The 16,931-nt window shown below is 73.8% G+C and carries 17 protein-coding genes and 1 pseudogene; 7 read left to right on the forward strand and 11 right to left on the reverse strand.

All coding sequences use genetic code 11. The features are described from left to right. Positions 1 to 63: 63 nt before the first annotated feature. The 4 genes from ACQP12_RS02205 to ACQP12_RS02220 all read right to left on the reverse strand — a co-directional run bounded on the left by ACQP12_RS02205 (position 64) and on the right by ACQP12_RS02220 (position 3,738). Positions 64 to 1,107 (reverse strand): hypothetical protein, encoded by a 1,044-nt coding sequence (locus ACQP12_RS02205; protein ID WP_433284620.1) that lies wholly within the window; start codon positions 1,105 to 1,107, stop codon positions 64 to 66. Continuing rightward, a complete protein-coding gene (locus ACQP12_RS02210; RefSeq protein ID WP_433284622.1) occupies positions 1,104 to 1,451 on the reverse strand; it encodes a PadR family transcriptional regulator in 348 nt (115 codons plus the stop codon). The genes ACQP12_RS02205 and ACQP12_RS02210 overlap by 4 nt, the downstream gene beginning before the upstream one ends. A 158-nt stretch (positions 1,452 to 1,609) precedes the next feature. Continuing rightward, on the reverse strand, positions 1,610 to 2,344 hold the full coding sequence (locus ACQP12_RS02215) for a VOC family protein (RefSeq protein ID WP_433284624.1): 735 nt from the start codon (positions 2,342 to 2,344) through the stop codon (positions 1,610 to 1,612). 158 nt (positions 2,345 to 2,502) lie between these two features. Next, entirely contained in the window at positions 2,503 to 3,738 is a 1,236-nt protein-coding gene (locus ACQP12_RS02220; RefSeq protein ID WP_433284626.1) for a hypothetical protein, read from the reverse strand. A 469-nt stretch (positions 3,739 to 4,207) separates the two neighbouring features. On the opposite strand from ACQP12_RS02220, the gene ACQP12_RS02225 reads away from it, so the two are divergent. Next, entirely contained in the window at positions 4,208 to 4,783 is a 576-nt protein-coding gene (locus ACQP12_RS02225; RefSeq protein WP_433284628.1) for a hypothetical protein, read from the forward strand. 6 nt (positions 4,784 to 4,789) lie between these two features. On the opposite strand, the gene ACQP12_RS02230 is transcribed toward ACQP12_RS02225, so the two are convergent. The 3 genes and pseudogenes from ACQP12_RS02230 to ACQP12_RS02240 form a co-directional block, all read right to left on the reverse strand. Next, the gene (locus ACQP12_RS02230) at positions 4,790 to 5,374 is read right to left on the reverse strand and encodes a GNAT family N-acetyltransferase (RefSeq protein WP_433284630.1); all 585 of its coding nucleotides are present in this window, start codon (positions 5,372 to 5,374) and stop codon (positions 4,790 to 4,792) included. 357 nt (positions 5,375 to 5,731) lie between these two features. After that, a pseudogene (locus tag ACQP12_RS02235) lies at positions 5,732 to 6,181 on the reverse strand (SRPBCC family protein); the annotation flags it as partial. 97 nt (positions 6,182 to 6,278) lie between these two features. Beyond that, on the reverse strand, positions 6,279 to 6,899 hold the full coding sequence (locus tag ACQP12_RS02240) for a pyridoxamine 5'-phosphate oxidase family protein (protein ID WP_433284632.1): 621 nt from the start codon (positions 6,897 to 6,899) through the stop codon (positions 6,279 to 6,281). Positions 6,900 to 7,064: 165 nt separating this feature from the next. Between ACQP12_RS02240 and ACQP12_RS02245 the strand changes: the two genes are divergently transcribed. The 3 genes from ACQP12_RS02245 to ACQP12_RS02255 all read left to right on the forward strand — a co-directional run bounded on the left by ACQP12_RS02245 (position 7,065) and on the right by ACQP12_RS02255 (position 9,326). After that, positions 7,065 to 7,571, forward strand: a complete 507-nt coding sequence (locus ACQP12_RS02245) for a DUF2231 domain-containing protein (RefSeq protein ID WP_357940271.1) — start codon at positions 7,065 to 7,067, stop codon at positions 7,569 to 7,571. Beyond that, positions 7,568 to 8,107, forward strand: a complete 540-nt coding sequence (locus ACQP12_RS02250) for an Hsp20/alpha crystallin family protein (RefSeq protein WP_357940273.1) — start codon at positions 7,568 to 7,570, stop codon at positions 8,105 to 8,107. Before ACQP12_RS02245 ends, ACQP12_RS02250 begins: the two co-directional genes overlap by 4 nt. Positions 8,108 to 8,222: 115 nt before the next feature. Beyond that, on the forward strand, positions 8,223 to 9,326 hold the full coding sequence (locus ACQP12_RS02255) for a glycosyltransferase family 9 protein (RefSeq protein ID WP_433289091.1): 1,104 nt from the start codon (positions 8,223 to 8,225) through the stop codon (positions 9,324 to 9,326). Between the two features lie 4 nt (positions 9,327 to 9,330). Here ACQP12_RS02255 and ACQP12_RS02260 read toward each other — a convergent pair whose 3' ends face one another. After that, positions 9,331 to 10,209: a glycosyltransferase family A protein gene (locus ACQP12_RS02260; RefSeq protein WP_433284635.1), complete on the reverse strand. Its 879-nt coding sequence runs from the start codon at positions 10,207 to 10,209 to the stop codon at positions 9,331 to 9,333. After that, a complete protein-coding gene (gene rfaE2 / locus ACQP12_RS02265; RefSeq protein ID WP_357940277.1) occupies positions 10,206 to 12,089 on the reverse strand; it encodes a D-glycero-beta-D-manno-heptose 1-phosphate adenylyltransferase in 1,884 nt (627 codons plus the stop codon). Before rfaE2 ends, ACQP12_RS02260 begins: the two co-directional genes overlap by 4 nt. A 121-nt stretch (positions 12,090 to 12,210) precedes the next feature. Between rfaE2 and ACQP12_RS02270 the strand changes: the two genes are divergently transcribed. Both ACQP12_RS02270 and ACQP12_RS02275 read left to right on the forward strand, forming a co-directional pair. Continuing rightward, on the forward strand, positions 12,211 to 12,759 hold the full coding sequence (locus ACQP12_RS02270) for a type 1 glutamine amidotransferase domain-containing protein (protein ID WP_433284638.1): 549 nt from the start codon (positions 12,211 to 12,213) through the stop codon (positions 12,757 to 12,759). A 51-nt stretch (positions 12,760 to 12,810) separates the two neighbouring features. Next, positions 12,811 to 14,484, forward strand: coding sequence for an MDR family MFS transporter (locus ACQP12_RS02275; protein WP_357940281.1), 1,674 nt, complete (start codon positions 12,811 to 12,813; stop codon positions 14,482 to 14,484). Positions 14,485 to 14,509: 25 nt separating this feature from the next. On the opposite strand, the gene ACQP12_RS02280 is transcribed toward ACQP12_RS02275, so the two are convergent. Then, positions 14,510 to 15,409, reverse strand: coding sequence for a LysR family transcriptional regulator (locus ACQP12_RS02280; RefSeq protein WP_433284640.1), 900 nt, complete (start codon positions 15,407 to 15,409; stop codon positions 14,510 to 14,512). 84 nt (positions 15,410 to 15,493) lie between these two features. Here ACQP12_RS02280 and ACQP12_RS02285 point away from each other — a divergent pair, with 84 nt between their 5' ends. Beyond that, the gene (locus ACQP12_RS02285; RefSeq protein ID WP_433284642.1) at positions 15,494 to 16,390 is read left to right on the forward strand and encodes an EamA family transporter; all 897 of its coding nucleotides are present in this window, start codon (positions 15,494 to 15,496) and stop codon (positions 16,388 to 16,390) included. Here the strand turns inward: ACQP12_RS02285 and ACQP12_RS02290 are convergent. Further along, complete coding sequence (locus ACQP12_RS02290; protein WP_357940287.1) at positions 16,383 to 16,874, reverse strand: NUDIX domain-containing protein; 492 nt, start codon at positions 16,872 to 16,874, stop codon at positions 16,383 to 16,385. The genes ACQP12_RS02285 and ACQP12_RS02290 overlap by 8 nt on opposite strands. Between the last annotated feature and the right edge of the window lie 57 nt (positions 16,875 to 16,931).

Consider the following 16,931-nt stretch of genomic DNA (forward strand, 5'->3'; position numbering starts at 1 on the left):
CGCATCCGTGCCGCGCGGAAGAGCTTGAATTCCCGGTGTGCCCAACCGTCGATGCCCTGCGCCCTATCGGGATCGGCGCGGGTCCTCGGGCGGCCGCGGTTCACCGTCGATGGCGAGCAGGCGCGAGGGTCGTTCCCGGCGATGCAGGGCGGCCACGGCGGCCGCGAACGCCAGCACGGGTGCCAGGGCCAGCGCCAGCCACTGCGCGAGGTGGAGCCCGTCGGAGATCCCGTCGTGGACCGAGCGTTGCAGGAGGCCCATCCCGGCCCGAGTCAGCAGCAGCACCGCCCCGACCGGCACGAGCAAGGTCAGGAGGCGCCGCCGCAGCGATGCCGGAGTGGACACGACGGCGAGGGCGCTGACCAGGTAGCCGGCACCGAGCAGCAGCGCCTCGATGTGGTCGACACCGGTGGTGAATATCCAACTCGTCCGCACGGCCTCGGACCCTGGTTGGGGCAGGGCGAGCGCCGCGATTGCCGGCGTGCCCGCGCTGAGCAGCGTGGCGCCGGTGAACACGCCGAGCCGCCAGCGCCCGATGACGGCCGCGCCGGAGCGGGAGGCGGGGACGGCGAGCGCCGCGGCGGCCATTCCGGCGAGCACTGCCGGCCAGAGGTTGAACACCGAGCGGTACGCGAGGTACTCGCCGGCTGCCCGGGCCACTTCGAGCGCGGCGGCTCCCCCGGCGAGTGAGGCAGCGCTCCGGCGCCACCCGAACCCGGCCAGGACCGCCACGACGAGCCAGGCCACCGGCAGGAGCCACGCCTGCCACGGGAGGACATCGCCGAGCCCGCCCGGATGACCGGTGGCGAGCAGAGCGAAATGCAGCACCGGCAGGCGCGCGGCGTACGCGAACAGGGCAAGCGCGGCGATGAGGCCCAGGGCCGACGCGGCGTCCCGCCAGGTCCGGTCGGACAGCCGGGCGGCGCTGTAGTGGACGTGGGTTCGTAGTGCCCCGCTCAGGAGGTCACGCACATCGCGGGCCCCGGGCCGGCGCTGGTCCGGTTCGGCGTCGTCCAGCAGCACCCCGAGCATCTCGTCGGCGTACTGCTGGCGGTGTTCGCGGGGGTAGCAGGCCAGCAGCAGCCGGTAGGCCCGTTCCATCGTCACGCCGCACCGCCCTGGATGAGCAGGCCGGCACGACGCAGGCGTTCGGTCGCGGCTTCGGCATTGCTGCGCAGCCGCGCGCTCTCCTCGGCCAGCCGTCGCGCGCCCGAGCCCGTGAGCCGGTAGTAGCGGCGCAGCCGGGACTGTACGAGTTCCTCGCGCTCCACCTCGACGAAGCCTTCGGTCCGAAGCCGGTCCAAGGCGGCGTAGAGGGTACCGGCGCGTAGTTCCACACGCCCGGCGGAGATCCGGCGGACTTCCTCCAGAATGGCGTACCCGTGCCGGTTTTCCTCGACCAGTGCGGTGAGGATCAGGTACGTCGATTCCTGCATCGGTGCACTCGACATGGCTCGCAGTATATGCAGACCGACGGTATATACGGCAACGGTCTCGCGGAATCGGTTCCCGAGGTCGATCGCTTTGCCGCCGACGCGTCTGGTCCTTGAGCCGTGGGGCTGAGGAGCGTCGCAAGGTCGCGGCTCATGGCCGCAGTGGACGGACCGGGTCAGCTTGGGGCAAGGAGGCAGAACTCGTTGCCTTCGGGGTCGGCGAGGACCGTCCACGCGACGTTGTGGTCCAGGTCGAGGGCGGCGGCGCCGAGCGTCCGCAGTCTGGCCGCCTCGGCCTCTAGATCGTCACCCGGGTAGGGGCGGACGTCGAGATGGACGCGGTTCCACCCGGTCTTCACGTCGGGTGTGCGGAGGAACTGCAGATATGGGCCGACGCCCTTGGCCGAGCGCAGTACCGCCTTGTGGTCGGTCACCTCGTGCAGGGTCCAGTCCATGGCCTCGCCCCAGAAGCGGGCCATGGCTCGCGGATCCGCGCAGTCGACCACCACCGCGGCGATCGGTCCGGTGTCCCGGTGGAGCGGTCGGGGGTCCAGCACGCAGAACTCGTTGCCCTCCGGGTCGGCCAGGACCGTCCATGGCACGTCGCCCTGGCCTATGTCGGCGGGTGTCGCGCCGAGATCCTTCAGCCGCGCGACCATCTCCGCCTGATGGGCCGCCGAGGTGGTGGCGAGGTCGACGTGTACGCGGTTCTTCGCCGTCTTGGGTTCGGGGGAGGCGATGAGGTCGATGCAGACGGCGACGGGGTCGGGGTAGGCGAAGCCCTCGGGTTCGAGGTTGGTCACGCCGGGTCCCTCGCTGGAGATTTCCCAGCCGAGCGCCTCCGCCCAGAAACCGCCGAGCGCGGAGTCGTCCCGGGCCTTCATGTTGATTTGAACCAGCCGCGTTGCCACGCCGACGATGCTAGGGCTCGTTTGTTGCGACCGCGGGGACGGCCGCCACACTGATGCTCCGTGCTGTCCGGCCAGGCGAGCGGGCCGCACCTTGTCGGCAAGGGGTCGGCGGAGGGCCGAAAGTGCCGTGAGGCCGGGGGTCGCTGGTCGAGGGCGGATCAGAGCCGGCCGTACTGCTCGCGGACCAGCGACTCGACGGTGGTTGCGGCATCTGGCGCCCCGCCGGTCACGGTGACGAGCACGACGATCTCGTCACGGTGCGCGACGGCGCGTACCTCGGTCTGACCCTCGCCGGTGAAGGTCATCGCCCCCGGCACATCGCGGATCTCCGCCAGGTCGCCGAGGCCGCGAGCCGCCGGCTGGAGACTGACGTAGGACTGCTGGAACTGGTCGGCCGCCGACACCGAGTCGAATTGGAGCAGGGTGACGGTCACCGAGGTGGAGTCCGGTCGGGTCCACGCCGCGCCGGCCGCGTGCAGCACGGTGCTGCGCACCGCCGCAACGAGCATCAGGGACCGGAAGTCCTCGCCGAGCGGCACGATCCGGGTGATGTCGACCCGATCGTCTACCGCGGCCGGCGTGGTGGGCGTCGAGTTGGCAGGGCCCGCCACCACCAGCGCGCCCAGGTCGCGGTCTGGGTCGACGCGCGCATGAACCGCGTACCAGACCACGGTGCCGACGACGGCGGCTCCGGCGACGGAAGCCGCCAGGCCGATCACGGGCCAGGGGCGCCGCCACCAGGGAACCGGCGCCGGGCGGGCGGCCCGGTGTGGATCCGGTGCGAAAACCGGGGCCGGGCCCGCGGGATCTGGCCGATCGACGGCGATGCTCTCGGTGCCCGGCGCCGACTCGGCCGGGGTCGGGTGTGCGGCCGCCGGAGGCGCCGGCGCCGCCGTCAGGGTCGAGACGGCGGCAGCCAGCATCAGCGTCCCGGCCAGCGCGAGCCACGTGCCGTCGAGGAACTCGCTGTGAGGGCGGTCGGCCTGCGGGAAGCCGCTGGCGTCCACGGCGTCGCTGCCGGGAAGGAAGGTGAGGAGCGTCAGTGCCACGCCGAGCAACCAGGCGGCCAACCGTGTGCCGGGGCGCCACTGGGGCCTCACCCAGGCCGCGACCAGCATCGCCAGCAGCAGTGCCCACCCGACGTACAGCGACGCCCGGGAGCCCGGGAAGTCGGTCAGCGCATACCTCCGTACCTCGTCGGAGGGCGCCCGGCCCAGCATCAGGTCTTCGGTGCTCTGCCCGGGTCGTACCGCCAACCACGGCACGGAGTGCGCGGTCGCCAGGACGATCAGGCCGACGATCGCCGTCGCCGTGGCCTGTGCATGACGTCGGCCGAGCGCGACCGTGGCTGACCGGCCCGACGGCGTCCGCTCCGGACCGGGAATGATCTTCACGGCGCACATGATGGCAGTGCGGGGTCATGCCGTCGACCCCGAATCCGACCGCGTGTGGGCCGTGTGAATGATGCGATCTCCCCGAACTCCGCCGGGGCTTCGCTCCTTCCGCGACCGATCAGGCCGTGGGGATCGCGGCACAGGGTGCAGGTGGGTGCTCGCGTACGATCCGCTGCTGCGGACAACGTGAAGGTGGCTGATGGAAACCGACGGACGGCCCGAGTTGACAGTCAGCGGCGAAACATCGCCGGCACCCCGGCCGACCGACCGGTCGCGCCGTAACAAGGGGGTCACCCTCACGGTCGCGGCGGCCGCCATCGGCTTGGCGCTCGTCGGAAGCTTCATCCTCAGGCAGCAACGCGCGACCGACCGGGCGGCGCCCGAGCCGGCCGCGGCGCAGTCGGCACCGGCGGACGGCCCTTCCGCCGTGCCGTGGCTGTCGGCGATGGTCGCCCGTGACGGCACATCCGTGACCGTGTACGCCGGAACGAGCGTGCAGTGCAAGGAACTCGTGCAGCCCCGGGCGGTGATCTCCGGGCAGGACGGTGCCCGGGTGGTCGTGGCGGTGCAGGCCCGTGTCCTGGACGCGGCCGACTGCAGCACGAGCGGCTCAGCCGTTCCCGTCGTGCTGTCGCTGCCGGAACCCCTCGGTGACCGGATGCTCCGAGACGCCGCCTCCGCGGACCTGCCGCCGACCTATTTCGAACGTGACCTGCCGGGGCTGGCCTCGGACCAGCGGTGGAGCCCCCACCGAGGGCAGTGGGCGTCCACCGACGAGGGCTGGTACCAGGGCTACAACGGCCCGGAAGGCTTGCATCTCACCGTGACCGCGGGCCGCACGGCCGAGGTGCCGCGGCCCGCCGGCGGCACGGCCGCCACCATCGGTGGGCGTGACGGCGTCATCACCGGCACGGCGGACAGCTCGTGGACCTTCTGGTGGGCCGCGGGGGAGGTCACCTATTCGCTGCGGCTGACTCCGGCCGAGGGGACCAGCAGCACCCTCACACAGTTCAAGCGGGAGATCAGCAGGTTGACCTGGAGCTGACCGTGGTCAGCCCGGCTGTTGCATGATCCAGGTCGGCAGCGGTTCGGCGATCTCGCGTACCACCTGCCAGCCGGCACGGCGGTAGATCTCGACGTTGGCCGGGTTGCTCGTTTCCAGCACCGCCGGCAACCCGTCCGCCGCGGCCCGGCGCAACCCGGCCCGCATGACGGCGTGGCCCCAGCGCCGGCCGGCGCTGGCGGGGTGGGTCCCGAGCACACCGAGATACCAGAACGGCCCGTCGGGCAGCGCGGCGTGGACGGCCTCGTCGTAGGCGTGCACCCGGGCCAGCGCGTCGGCGGGCAGGTGGGCGGCGAGCGGGTCGACCGGCCCCGGCTCCGGCGGGGTGGGTGGTTCCCAGATCGCCACCGACGCGCCCCCGCCGATCGTCCAGATTGTCCTCCGACCGACGCGCTTGTCGAAGAGGTGCCCGAAGAAGGCGGCGGCGTGCCGGGGGTAGCCGGCCGGGTCGGGGAAGAGGTGGGTCAGGACGGGGTCGCCGGCGAAGGCGGCGACCAGCGACCCGACCACCCGCCCGCGGTCCGCCGGGGTGGCAACGGTGATCTCCGGTTGGCGTGGTCCGAGGTCGGTCACGGCCGGCAACGATACGCGCCACACGGAGCGAGCCCGGCGGGCACGGCGCGGCGGCCGGTCCACCGGGCTCACTCCGGCAGGGAGGTGAAGGGTCTAGAGGGCGCGGCGCGGGTCGGGCGGGAAGGCGCCGGTCCGCTGGGCGGGGACGTCGGTCACCACGTACTCCGTCTCGGGTTCCGGGGTGGGCTCCTCGTCGGTCTCCGTGCGGTGCCGGGCCGCTGCGGCGGCCGCTGCCGCTGCCGCGCCCGCGGCGACCGCGCCCGCCGCGACCGCCTTGCCGGAGACGCCGGCCTTGCCGTCGTCACCGCGCGAGGACGCGGCGTGCTCCACGCCGGGCGTGCCGAGGGTACGGCCCTCGTCGACGGTGCCGCGCCAGGCGCCCGTCTCGGCGCCCCGACCCTCGATGTACGACTTGAACTTCTCCAGGTCGGCCTCGGCCCGCTTCTCCACGAGGTGCAGCTTGTCGCCGGTCTTCTCGACCAGCCCCTCCGGCTCGTACTCCAGGGAGAGCAGCACCTGGGTGCGGTCGGTGCCGATCGGCTGGAAGTGGACGGCGCCGGCGTTGGTGGCGCCGCTGGTGGCGGCCCAGGCGACCTTGCGGTCCGGGACCTGCTCCAGGATCCGGGCTTCCCACTCGCGCTTCACGCCGGCGATCTCGGCGACCCAGTGCATCCGCCGGTCGTCGAGCTGGCGCACCTCCTGCACGCCACCCATGAACCGGGGGAACTCCTCGAACTGGGTCCACTGGTTGTACGCGGTGCTGACCGGCACGTCGACTTCGATGGACTTCTCGACCTTCGTGGCCATGAGCACTCCTTGTCGTTCAGTGGTCTGCACCGAAATCCGTACCCCAGGGGATCGGGCCTAATCGGAGGAAAGGCGGCCGGCGGTCGGGTGGGGAGGATCAGACGTAGAGGCGGCTGGCGTAGTCCGGGCCGTAGTGGCGTTCCAGATCGGCGAGGTTGGCCGTCGGGGCCTCGACCTCCTTCACCAGCCGGGCGCGGGTGGGCAGCACGTCGGGCCGCCAGGTCTCCGGCTTCCACAGCTCGGAGCGGAAGAACGCCTTCGCGCAGTGGTAGAAGATCTGCTCGATGGACACCTCGACGGCCAGCACCGGGCGGTGTCCCTTGACCACCATCCCTTCGAAGTACGGCGCGTCGACCACCAGCCGGGCCCGGCCGTTGATCCGCAGCGTGTCGGTGCGGCCGGGGATCAGGAAGATCAGCCCGACGTGGGGGTTGGCCAGGATGTTGCGGTAGCCGTCGGCCCGCCGGTTGCCGGGCCGCTCGGGGATGGCGATGGTCGTCTCGTCCAGCACCAGGGTGAAGCCGGCCGGGTCGCCCTTCGGGGAGACGTCGCAGCTGCCGTCCGCGCCGGCCGTGGCGACCAGGCAGAACGGCGAGGCGGCCAGCCACTCCCGGTCCCGCTGGTGCAGCTTCGTGCGCTCCTTGTCCCGCGCCCGCGGTGTCGGTGCGCCCAGCAGTTCCGCCAGTTCCTCCGGGCTGGTGATCTCCCGTGTCGTCACGTCTGCCTCCCCCGTCCGTTGACCTTGACGGCGATTCCGGCCCGCGAACGGCTGGTTTCCGCCATCGTCAGCCTAGGAGTGCGCGTCGACGGCGAGGTTTGCCCCCTGAACCCGCGGGTACGGACTGAGCCGCAGCGCGCCGGGACGCGATCGATGGAGGCCGGGATGGAGAGCCGACTGAAGGTGCTCGGTCACCCCGTGCACCCGATGCTGGTGATGTTCCCGGTGGCCCTCCTGGTGACCGCCGTGATCTTCGACGTGATCGACACCGTGGGCGGGCCGGACTTCCTCGGCGAGGTCGCGTACTGGAACATCACGGTCGGCCTGGTCGGCGGCCTGCTGGCCGCGGCGGCCGGCGCCTTCGACCTGCTCGCCCTGCCCACCGGCACCCGCGCCAAGCGGGTCGGGCTCACCCACGCCGCCGCCAACGTGGCGGTGATCCTGCTTTTCGCCGCCGTCTGGGCGGTCCGGCTCAACGCCGACTCGCGGGCCGCCGGCGGCGCGCTGATCGCCATCGAGGTGGTCGCCGTGGCCATCCTCGGCGTGAGCGCCTGGCTCGGCGGCGAGCTGGTGGACCGGCTGGGTGTGGGCGTCGACCCGGAGCACGACCTGAACGCCCCCAGCTCGCTGCGACCCCCTTCGGCGACACAGCGGATCGGAGACGTGCGATGACGGAACAGAGTGGCGGCGGTCGGGGCTGGCGGGGCCGCCAGCAGGGCTGGGATCCGATGGGTGAGCTGCAGTCGCTGCGGGCCGAGCTGAGCCGCCTGGTCGGTGGCCGCGGCGGCAGCTCGGACGTGGAGCTGACCGAGGTCGCCGACGGCTGGGAGGTGGTCGTCCGGCTGCCCGGTGTGGCGCCCGAGGAGGTGGCCGTCGAGCTGGACGACCGGGAGCTGTGCGTGCGGGCCCGGTCGGAGGCCGAGGTCAACGCCGACCAGGGCATCCCGGGCGGGTTCACCACCCGTGGCTTCGAATACCGGGTGGACCTGCCGTCCCGGGTGGACCCGGAGCGGATCGACGCGGTGATGGACCACGGCCTGCTCCGGGTGCGGCTGCCCCGGGCGGCCCGGCCCGCGCCGCGCACCATCACCGTCGGCCGCACCGGCCCGCACGCGACCTCCGGGGGTACGCGGACCTTCGTCGACCCGGCCGCCGACCGGGAGCTGCACCACCCGGACACCACGGCCGACGAGATCGACCGGCCGTAGGGGTGGCGTGACCACCCTGTCCGACGACTCCAGCTCGGCGCGTCTGTCGCCGCGCCGCGACCTGAAGCCGTCGTCCGACGACCCCAGCTCGGCGCGTCCGTCGCCGCGCCGTGACCTGGAGCCGTCGGCGCTCGGCCCGGTCGGCGAGCGCGTCCCCGACGTCGAGCGGATCGCCGTGCTGCGGGCGAACGCGCTGGGCGACTTCATCTTCGTGCTGCCGGCGCTGGAGGCGCTGCGGGCCGCGTACCCGTCGGCCGAGATCGTGCTGCTCGGCGGGCCGTGGCACGCGAAGCTCTGGCGCGACCGCCCGGGCCCGGTGGACCGGGTCCTGGTGGTCCCGCCCGCGCCCGGCATCCGCGAGCCCGGGCCGGACGAGGCGCCGTCCGGGCTGGCGGACTTCGTGGCGGCGGCCCGCAAGGAGCAGTTCGACCTGGCCCTGCAGCTGCACGGCGGTGGCGCCAACTCCAACCCGCTCATCGCCGGCCTGGGCGCCCGGGTCACCGCCGGCCTGCGGGCCGAGGACGCGCCCCCGCTGGACCGCTGGATCCGGTACGTCTACTACCAGCACGAGGTGATCCGCTACCTGGAGGCGGTCGCCCTGGTCGGCGCGGGGGCGGTGACGATCACGCCGGCGCTGGCGGTGACCGACGCGGACCGGGCCGAAGCCCGCGAGGTGCTCGGCGAGCCGACCCGGCCCCGGGTGGCGCTGCACCCCGGTGCCACCGACAGCCGGCGGCGCTGGCCGCCGGAGCGCTTCGGCGAGGTGGCCCGGGCGCTGGCCGGCGACGGGTACGAGGTGCTGGTCACCGGCACGCCCGCCGAGCGGGAGACGGTGGACGAGGTGGTCGCCGCGGCGGGCGTGCCGGTCCGCCCGCAGGTCGGCACGCTCAGCCTGGGCGCGCTGGCCGCCGCGTACTCCGGGTGCGCGCTGGTGGTCTCCAACGACACCGGCCCGCTGCACCTGGCCGCCGCGGTGGGCGCCCCGACGGTCGGCGTCTACTGGATCGGCAACCTGATCAACGGGGCGACTCCGCTGCGCGTCCGGCACCGGCCGATCGCCTCGTGGACGATCCACTGCCCGGTCTGCGGCATCGACTGCACGCGGGACATCTACCCGCACCGGCCGGGCGACGGGACGTGCCCGCACCGCGACTCGTTCGTGGCCGACGTGCCGGCCGCCGAGGTGGTCGAGGCGGCCCGCGAGCTGCTGGGCGAGTAGCCGCTCAGGCGGGCTGCGGGGTGTCGGACGCGGCGACCACGACCTCCCACGCCTCCACCTCCCGCTCGGTGACCGTGGTCGGCGACTCCAGGTGGTAGGCCCCGCTGGGCAGTACGCCGGCGCCGCCGTGCCGCTCCAGCACCGCGAGCTGCGCGGCGACGTCCTCGCCCTGGTGCCGCTCCGGCAGCCGGCGCCAGAAGTCGAAGCCGCCGGAGTCGACCAGCTTGGCCCGGTCGTAGAGCACGCATCCGCCGATCCAGGAGACCTTGTACGCCCGCCACGCCCCGGCCGGCAGCCGCAGCTTCTCGGTGACGTGCAGCAGGTTCGCGGCCGGGTGGATGGACGCCCGCTGCCACTCCGGGCTGCCCGGGCGGATCCGTTCGGGCACCGGCTGCCCCTGCCACTCCTCGTAGTGCCCGTGCGTCTCCGGGCGCACGTCGTCGGCGTAGGACAGGCCGTGCACGGCGTTGCCGACGAAACCGCAGCCCAGCTCCCGGATGGCGGTGACCAGCCGGGACAGCGTGCCGGGCTCCAGCCAGACGTCGTCGTCGAGGCAGAGGACGTACCGGGCCGCCGACCGGTCCAGCAGGTAGGCGCGGTGCTCGGCCAGCCCGCGCCGGGGCAGCCGCCGGGTCAGCAGCACCGGGTGGCCCCGGTGGCGCAGCGCCCGGACCATGGTGGCCGCCGCCGGGTGCGCGTACGCGGGGTCGCCGTCGGACTGGTCGCTGACCACCACCCCGAAGTCGGGTACGCCCTCCTGCGCGGCCAGCCCGGAGAGGGTGACCGCCAGTTCGGCGGGCCGGTTGCGGGTGGGGATCAGCACGTCGAGCTGCCGAGGGCGGCGGAACCTGTCGGGCGCGCCGAGGTCGAGCGGTCTGTTCACGCCGGCCTGCCCTCGCCCACCGGCGGGACCACCGGGTGCGCCCGGATCCGGTCGATGATCGCCGAGGTGGAACGGTCCGGCACGTACCCGAGGGTGCGTACCTGGCCGCCCAGCCGGCGCACCAGCGGGGCCTCCGGGACCATCTCGGGCGGGTAGTCGCCGCCCTTGACGTAGACGTCCGGGCGGACCGCCTCGATCAGCTTCGCCGGGGAGTCCTCCTCGAAGACCACCACGTGGTCGACGCACTCCAGCGCGGCGAGCAGGGCCGTGCGGTCCTCGACCGGGTTGACCGGCCGGTCCGGCCCCTTGAGCCGGCGTACGCTGCCGTCCGAGTTGACGGCCACGACCAGCAGGTCGCCGAGCGCGCGGGCCTGGGTGAGGTATCGGACGTGCCCGGGGTGCAGCACGTCGAAGCAGCCGTTGGTGAAGACGATCGACCGGCCGGCCCGGCGGTGCTCCGCGACGAGCGCGGTCAGTTCCTCGGCGCCCACCTGGGTCGGGCGCCCGGCCTCCTCCGGCCCGCTGTCGAGCGCGCCGAGCAGGTCCTCCCGCCGGCACACGCAGGTGCCGGTGTCGGAGACGGTGATGGTCGCGGCGAGCTGGGCGAGCTGCGCGGCGGTCGGCAGGCTCGCCTCCGCCGCCAGCGCCAGGGTCATCGCCGCCAGGTACGCGTCCCCGGCCCCCACGGCGTGGCTGGCCGGGACCGGCGTGCTGTGGCTGCGCCGGGGTTCGCCGTCGGCCCCGCCGACCACGGCGCCCTCGGTGTCCAGGGTCACCGCCACCACGTCCGCGCCGGTGTGCTCGCGCAGCTCGTCGAGGCGGGACTGGGCCAGCACGGCCCGGTCCACGCCCGCGCCGGCCGCCGCGTTGACGGTCACGCCGGTGCCCGTGACGGTGAGCCCGTCGCCGGTCAGCGCGACCCGCTCCTCGCCGGGCGTCGGCTCGCCGGTCGGGCCCGCGAACCCGCCGCCGTGCTCGGTCCTGCTCGGGTCCGTGGCCGCGCCGGCGGGCCCGCTCCCGGGCGCGCCGGAGGTCGGGTGCGGGGTGCCCGGCTCCCGTTCACCGGCCCCGCCGGGCGCCGCGCCGACGACCAGCTCGGAGGGGCCGTCGGCCGGGTCGGCGAGATGGTCCAGGTGCAGGTCGGCGGCGGTCGCGCCGCGCGGGGCGCTCCGGTGCCCGCCGCCGAAGCCGGCCGCGGCCCGGGCCAGCAGCCGGGTCGCCTCGGCGAAGCTCGGGGTCACCACGGTCGGGTTGAGACCGCGCCAGTCGGCCAGGTCGTGCGCGTCGAGCGCCACGGTGGCGTAGCGGTCCCGGTTGGCGACCAGCCAGGCGCGCACCCCGGGGGGCAGCGCGCCCAGGCCGTAGTCGCAGACGACCAGGGTGAGGGGCTGCCCGGCGGCCACGGCGCGCAGCTCCTCTGTGGCGCAGTGCAGCGCGGTCAGGAGGCGGGCCACCCCGTCGTCGTCCAGCGCGTCGTCCGGGTCGCCGGAGTCCTCGCGGAGCAGGATCTGGTTGCCGGCGAGCATCCGCCGCTTCACCGGTGTGGGCCGGCCGGGCTGGTTGACCGTGCGGTCCCAGACGCCGGCCCGGTCGAGGCAGTCGTGCAGCTCGTCACCGGCCACGTCGGCGCCGACCGGGGCGACCAGGGCGGCCCGGCCGCCGAGTGCGGCCACGTTGACCGCGGTGTTCGCGGCGCCCCCGGCGGCGGAGATCCGCCGGCGCAGGGTGAGGACCGGTGCGGGCGCCTCGCGGCAGAGCCGCTCCGACTCCGCGAACCGCCACTCGTCCAGCATGGCGTCGCCGACGACCAGCACGGGACGTCCCTGCCAGCCGGCCACGACGGTGGCGAGCCGGCGATCTTCCGCTGCTGCTCCTGCCATGCCCCTTCGGGTCCCCCGAGCGGGACCGGCCAAACCTGCGCCGCGGGCCACCCACGGCGTCCGGTTTCGGCCGGTCCCGTCCGGGAACGGGTGCAGGCACACCCCGGAGAGGAGAACCACCATGGCAGCGACACTGCAGGGCAAGCGGATCGCGTTCCTGGCCGCCGACGGCGTCGAGGAGGTCGAGTACACGAAGCCCCGCGAGGCGGTGGAGAACGCGGGCGCCCGGGTCGAGCTCGTCTCGATCGAGTCCGGTTCGATCCAGGCCTTCAACCACCTCGACCACGGCAAGCAGTACCCGGTCGACGTGACGACCAAGGAGGCGGACGCGGGGGCGTACGACGCGCTGGTGCTGCCCGGCGGCGTGGCGAACCCGGACTTCCTGCGGACCGACCCGGACGCGGTGCGGTTCGTAAAGTCGTTCTTCGAGGCCGGCAAGCCGGTGGGCGTGATCTGCCACGGCCCGTGGACGCTGGTCGAGGCGGACGTGGTGCGCGGGCGCACGATCACCTCCTGGCCGAGCCTGCGCACCGACCTCACGAACGCCGGCGCGAACTGGGTCGACCAGGAGGTCGTCACCGACAACGGTCTGGTGAGCAGCCGCAAGCCGGACGACCTGCCGGCCTTCTGCGACAAGATCGTCGAGGAGTTCGCCGAGGGGAAGCACTGACTTCTTCTCCCACCGGGGGCATGATCCGCCCCCGGTGGGAAAGGAAGCGGGATGACAGCCCAGGCCGCTCGTCCCGTGCTGCACGCCCGCCAGATCCGCCTGCTGATGCTCGGCCTGATGACCGGCATGCTGCTGGCGGCGCTCGACCAGACCATCGTCGGCACCGCGCTGCCCACCATCGTCGGTGAGCTGGGCGGGATCAACCACTACTCGTGGGTGGTCACCGCGTACCTGCTCGCGTCCACGGCCTCGACGCCGCTGTACGGCAAGATGGCCGACCTCTACGGGCGCCGCCCGGTCTTCCTCTTCTCGATCGGCACGTTCCTGCTCGGCTCATTGCTGGCCGGGCTGTCGCAGAACATGACCCAGCTGATCGTCACCCGGGGTGTGCAGGGAATCGGGGCGGGCGGCCTGCTGACGCTGGCGTTCACCATCATCTCGGACGTGGTGCCACCCCGCGAGCGTGGCCGCTACCAGGGCCTGTTCGGCGCGGTCTTCGGCATCTCCTCGGTCGCCGGCCCGCTGGTCGGCGGCTACTTCGCGGAGACCAACTGGCGGTGGATCTTCTACATCAACGTGCCGCTGGCGATCCTCGCCATCGTGGTCTGCTACCACGTCATGCGGCTGGTGCCGTTCCAGCGCCGGGAGCACACCGTCGACTGGGTCGGCGCCGGGCTGCTGGTGGCCGGCGTGAGCTGCCTGCTGCTCGCGCTGAGCTGGGGCGGCAACGAGTACGCCTGGGGCTCCGGCGTGATCATCGGGCTGTTCGTTGCCGGAGCGGTGCTCGGCGTGCTCTTCGTGCTGCAGGAGGCCCGGGTACGCGAGCCGATCCTGCCGCTGCGGCTGTTTCGCAGCGCCACCTTCGCGCTGGCCAACTCGGCGGGCTTCGTGCTCGGTCTGGTGATGTTCGGGTCGATCATCTTCATCCCGCTCTATCTCCAGATCGTCAAGGGCGCCTCGCCGACCAAGAGCGGTCTGCTGATGCTGCCCATGATGGCCGGCATCATCGTCACCTCGATCATCACCGGGCGGGCCATGAGCCGGATCGGCCGGTACAAGTGGTTCCCGGTGGCCGGCGCTGCCGTGCTGGTCGCCGGCATGCTGCTGTTCCGGCAGCTCCAGGTGGCCACCTCGCTCTGGGTGGCCTTCGGCTTCATGGTGGTGATCGGCGTCGGGCTGGGCCTGTGCATGCAGTCGCTGATTCTGGGCGTGCAGAACGCGGTCGACCCGCGTGACCTGGGCGCCGGCACCTCCTCGGCGACGTTCTTCCGCTCGCTGGGCGGCTCGTTCGGCGTGGCGATCCTCGGCGCGGTGCTGTCGTCCCGGCTCAGCGGCGAGCTGGCCGGCCGGCTGCCGGCGGCGCTCGCCCAGCTCCCGCCGGACCAGCGGGCGGCCGTGGCGGCCAGCGGCGGCGCCAACGTCTCGATCAACGACCCGGCGACCGTCCTGGCGCTGCCCGGGCCGGTGCGGGCCGCCATCCAGGCCTCGTTCGTCGAGTCGCTGCACCTGGTCTTCCTGACCACCGGGCTGATCGCCATCCTGGCCGTGCTGGTCACCCTGCTGATGCCGAACGAGCAGTTGCGCGGTGCCGGCCCGCAGGGCTCGACCGGTGGCGCGGACCCGCTCGGCGGCCCGGCGGCCGCCCCCGGCGGCAAGCCCCTCACCAGGGAGTCGAAGGAGGAGGCCGCCGCCGACATGGAGTCCAAGTCCCAGACGATGCTCTGAGCGAACGGGCGGGCGCGGCGGTGGGTCACCTGGCGTCGCGCGGCGGGGCGCTGAGCAGGTCGAGGATGAGCGCCAGCGGCGGCCAGGCCGCCCGGCCGCGCCGGGTCACGGCGTAGGCGCGCAGCAGGGCCTGCGGTCCGGTGAGCGGCAGCAGGCGGACGCCGGGCCCGGTGGGCTGGTCGCCGGGGAGCAGGCCGACGCCGAGCCCCGCCACGATGAGGTCCTGGACCAGGTCGAGGCTGTCCGCGCGGTGCACGATCCGGGGCTCGAAGCCCGCCATCGAGGCGATGGTCCGCACCACCACCTCGTCGGCGGTGTTGCGCGAGTTGACGATCCAGTCCGCGTCGCGGAACCGGCCGAACACCGCCGGGGCGTCCGCCTCCGGGAGGGCCGCCGCGCCGGCCGGCACCCCGAGGTGCCAGGCGGCCGACCACAGCGGCGTGGCGTCCAGCGCCGGGTCCGGCGCGAGCGGGGCCAGGTTGTAGTCGTAGGTCAGCGCCAGGTCGACGCCGTCGGCGGCGAGCGCCGCGTACGCCTCGGCCGGCTCGTGCTCGTGGATGCGGAGGCGCACCCCGGGGTGGTCCGCCGCCAGCCGGGCGGTGAGCGGCAGCAGCGAGCGCCGGACGGCGGTGGCGAACCCGGCGACGCGTACGGTGCCGGCCGGCTCGGCCCGCGGGTCCAGGTCGAGGCGGGCGGCGTCGACCGCGGCGAGGATCGTCACGGCGTGTTCGGCCAGCCGGCGCCCGGCCGGGGTGAGCCGGACGCGGCGGCCGTGCGGCTCGACGAGTTCGGTGCCCACCTCCCGGGCCAGCACGGCGAGCTGCTGCGACACCGTCGACGTGGTGACGTGCAGCTCGTCGGCGACCTGCCGCATCGAGCCGAGCCGGGCCAGTTCCCGCAGCAGGCGCAGGCGACGCAGGTCCATGCCGCCGATTGTTCACGACTGGCGAACGGTCTGTCCAGGAATGGCACGTGGACATGAGCGGTCCGGACCGGTTCTACTGTCCGCATGAGCACCGTGACCCCGGCCCGCGCCGGCACCGCCATGGCCGTCGCCTCCATGACCTGCGTCCAGCTCGGGTTGGCCGCCTCGGTGGGGCTCTTCGACCGGGTCGGTCCGGAGGGCGCCGCCTGGCTGCGCCTGGCCTGGGCCGGGGTCCTGCTGGCGATCCTGGTACGGCCCCGCCCGTCGGCCTTCACCCGCTCCGCCCTGTGGGCCTGCGTGGCGCTCGGCGTGGTGACGGCCGGCGTCACCATGCTGTTCATGGCGGCGGTGGCCCGGCTGCCGCTGGGTACGGCCAGCGCGCTGGAGTTCCTCGGGCCACTGGGCGTGGCCGTGGCGCGTGGTCGGGGCGGCGCCAAGCTCTGGCCGGCGCTCGCGGCGGTCGGGGTGCTGCTGCTCACCGAGCCGTGGCACGGCGGCGCCGATCCGGTCGGGGTGGCGTACGCGCTGGGTGCGGGCGCCTGCTGGGCCGCGTACATCCTGCTCACCCAGCGGGTGGGCGACGAGGTCTCGGGCATCCGCGGCCTGGCGGTCTCCATGCCGGTGGCCGCCGTGGTCGCCACCGTGGTGGTCGGTCCGTCGGTGTTCGGCGACCTGACCTGGCCGGTGCTCCTGGCCGGCCTGGGGCTGGCCGTGCTGCTGCCCGTCGTGCCGTTCGTGCTGGAGTTGCTGGCGCTGCGCCGGCTCACCACGGCCGCGTTCGGCACGCTCATGAGCCTGGAGCCCGCCATCGCCCTGGTGGTCGGCCTGGTCGCGCTGGGTCAGGTGCCGGGCGTCGCCGCGGTGGCGGGCATCGCCTTCGTGGTGGTGGCCGGGATCGGCGCGGAACGGTCCGGCGCCCGGACGAGCCAGGCCGGGGCGGCCCCCGACGAGCGGCCCGTGGCGGCCGGCGCCGTCACTTGAGGATGAGGCGGTTGGTCTGCTCGAAGACGTCCAGATCGGCGAGGGTCTCGATGACGCTGCCGGAGAGCGGGGTGGGCAGCTCCTCGGGGTGGAAGAAGCCCGCGTCGGTCGTCTCGTCGGTCATCCGGGCCAGCTGGCCGTCCCACTCCTCGACGCGGAACGCCGTGGTGAAGACCTGGTAGGTGTGGCCGTACATGTTGGTGTTGGTGAAGTCGGGGCCGGTGTAGAGGGCGAACGCGCAGACCCGCAGCGCACGCAGGCCGGTCTCCTCGCGGACCTCCCGGACGGCGCAGTCGGCGATCGACTCGCCCAGCTCCATGGCGCCGGCCGGCAGTGCCCACTGGCCGTTGTCCGAGCGCTGGATGAGCAGCACCCGGGCGGCGTTGTCCCGCACCACGGCCCGGGCGCCGACGAACATCAGGGTGCGGTCACCGGCCAGGGCCCGGAGCTGCCCGACGTACGAGTCGGCCCACGAGATGCTCACCCGGACAATCTACGCAGCTTCCCCGATCGGCTCGGCCGTTCCGGGGGTTCCGTTCGT

Source organism: Micromonospora sp. CA-244673, assembly GCF_050948395.1.
Lineage (GTDB): Bacteria > Actinomycetota > Actinomycetes > Mycobacteriales > Micromonosporaceae > Micromonospora.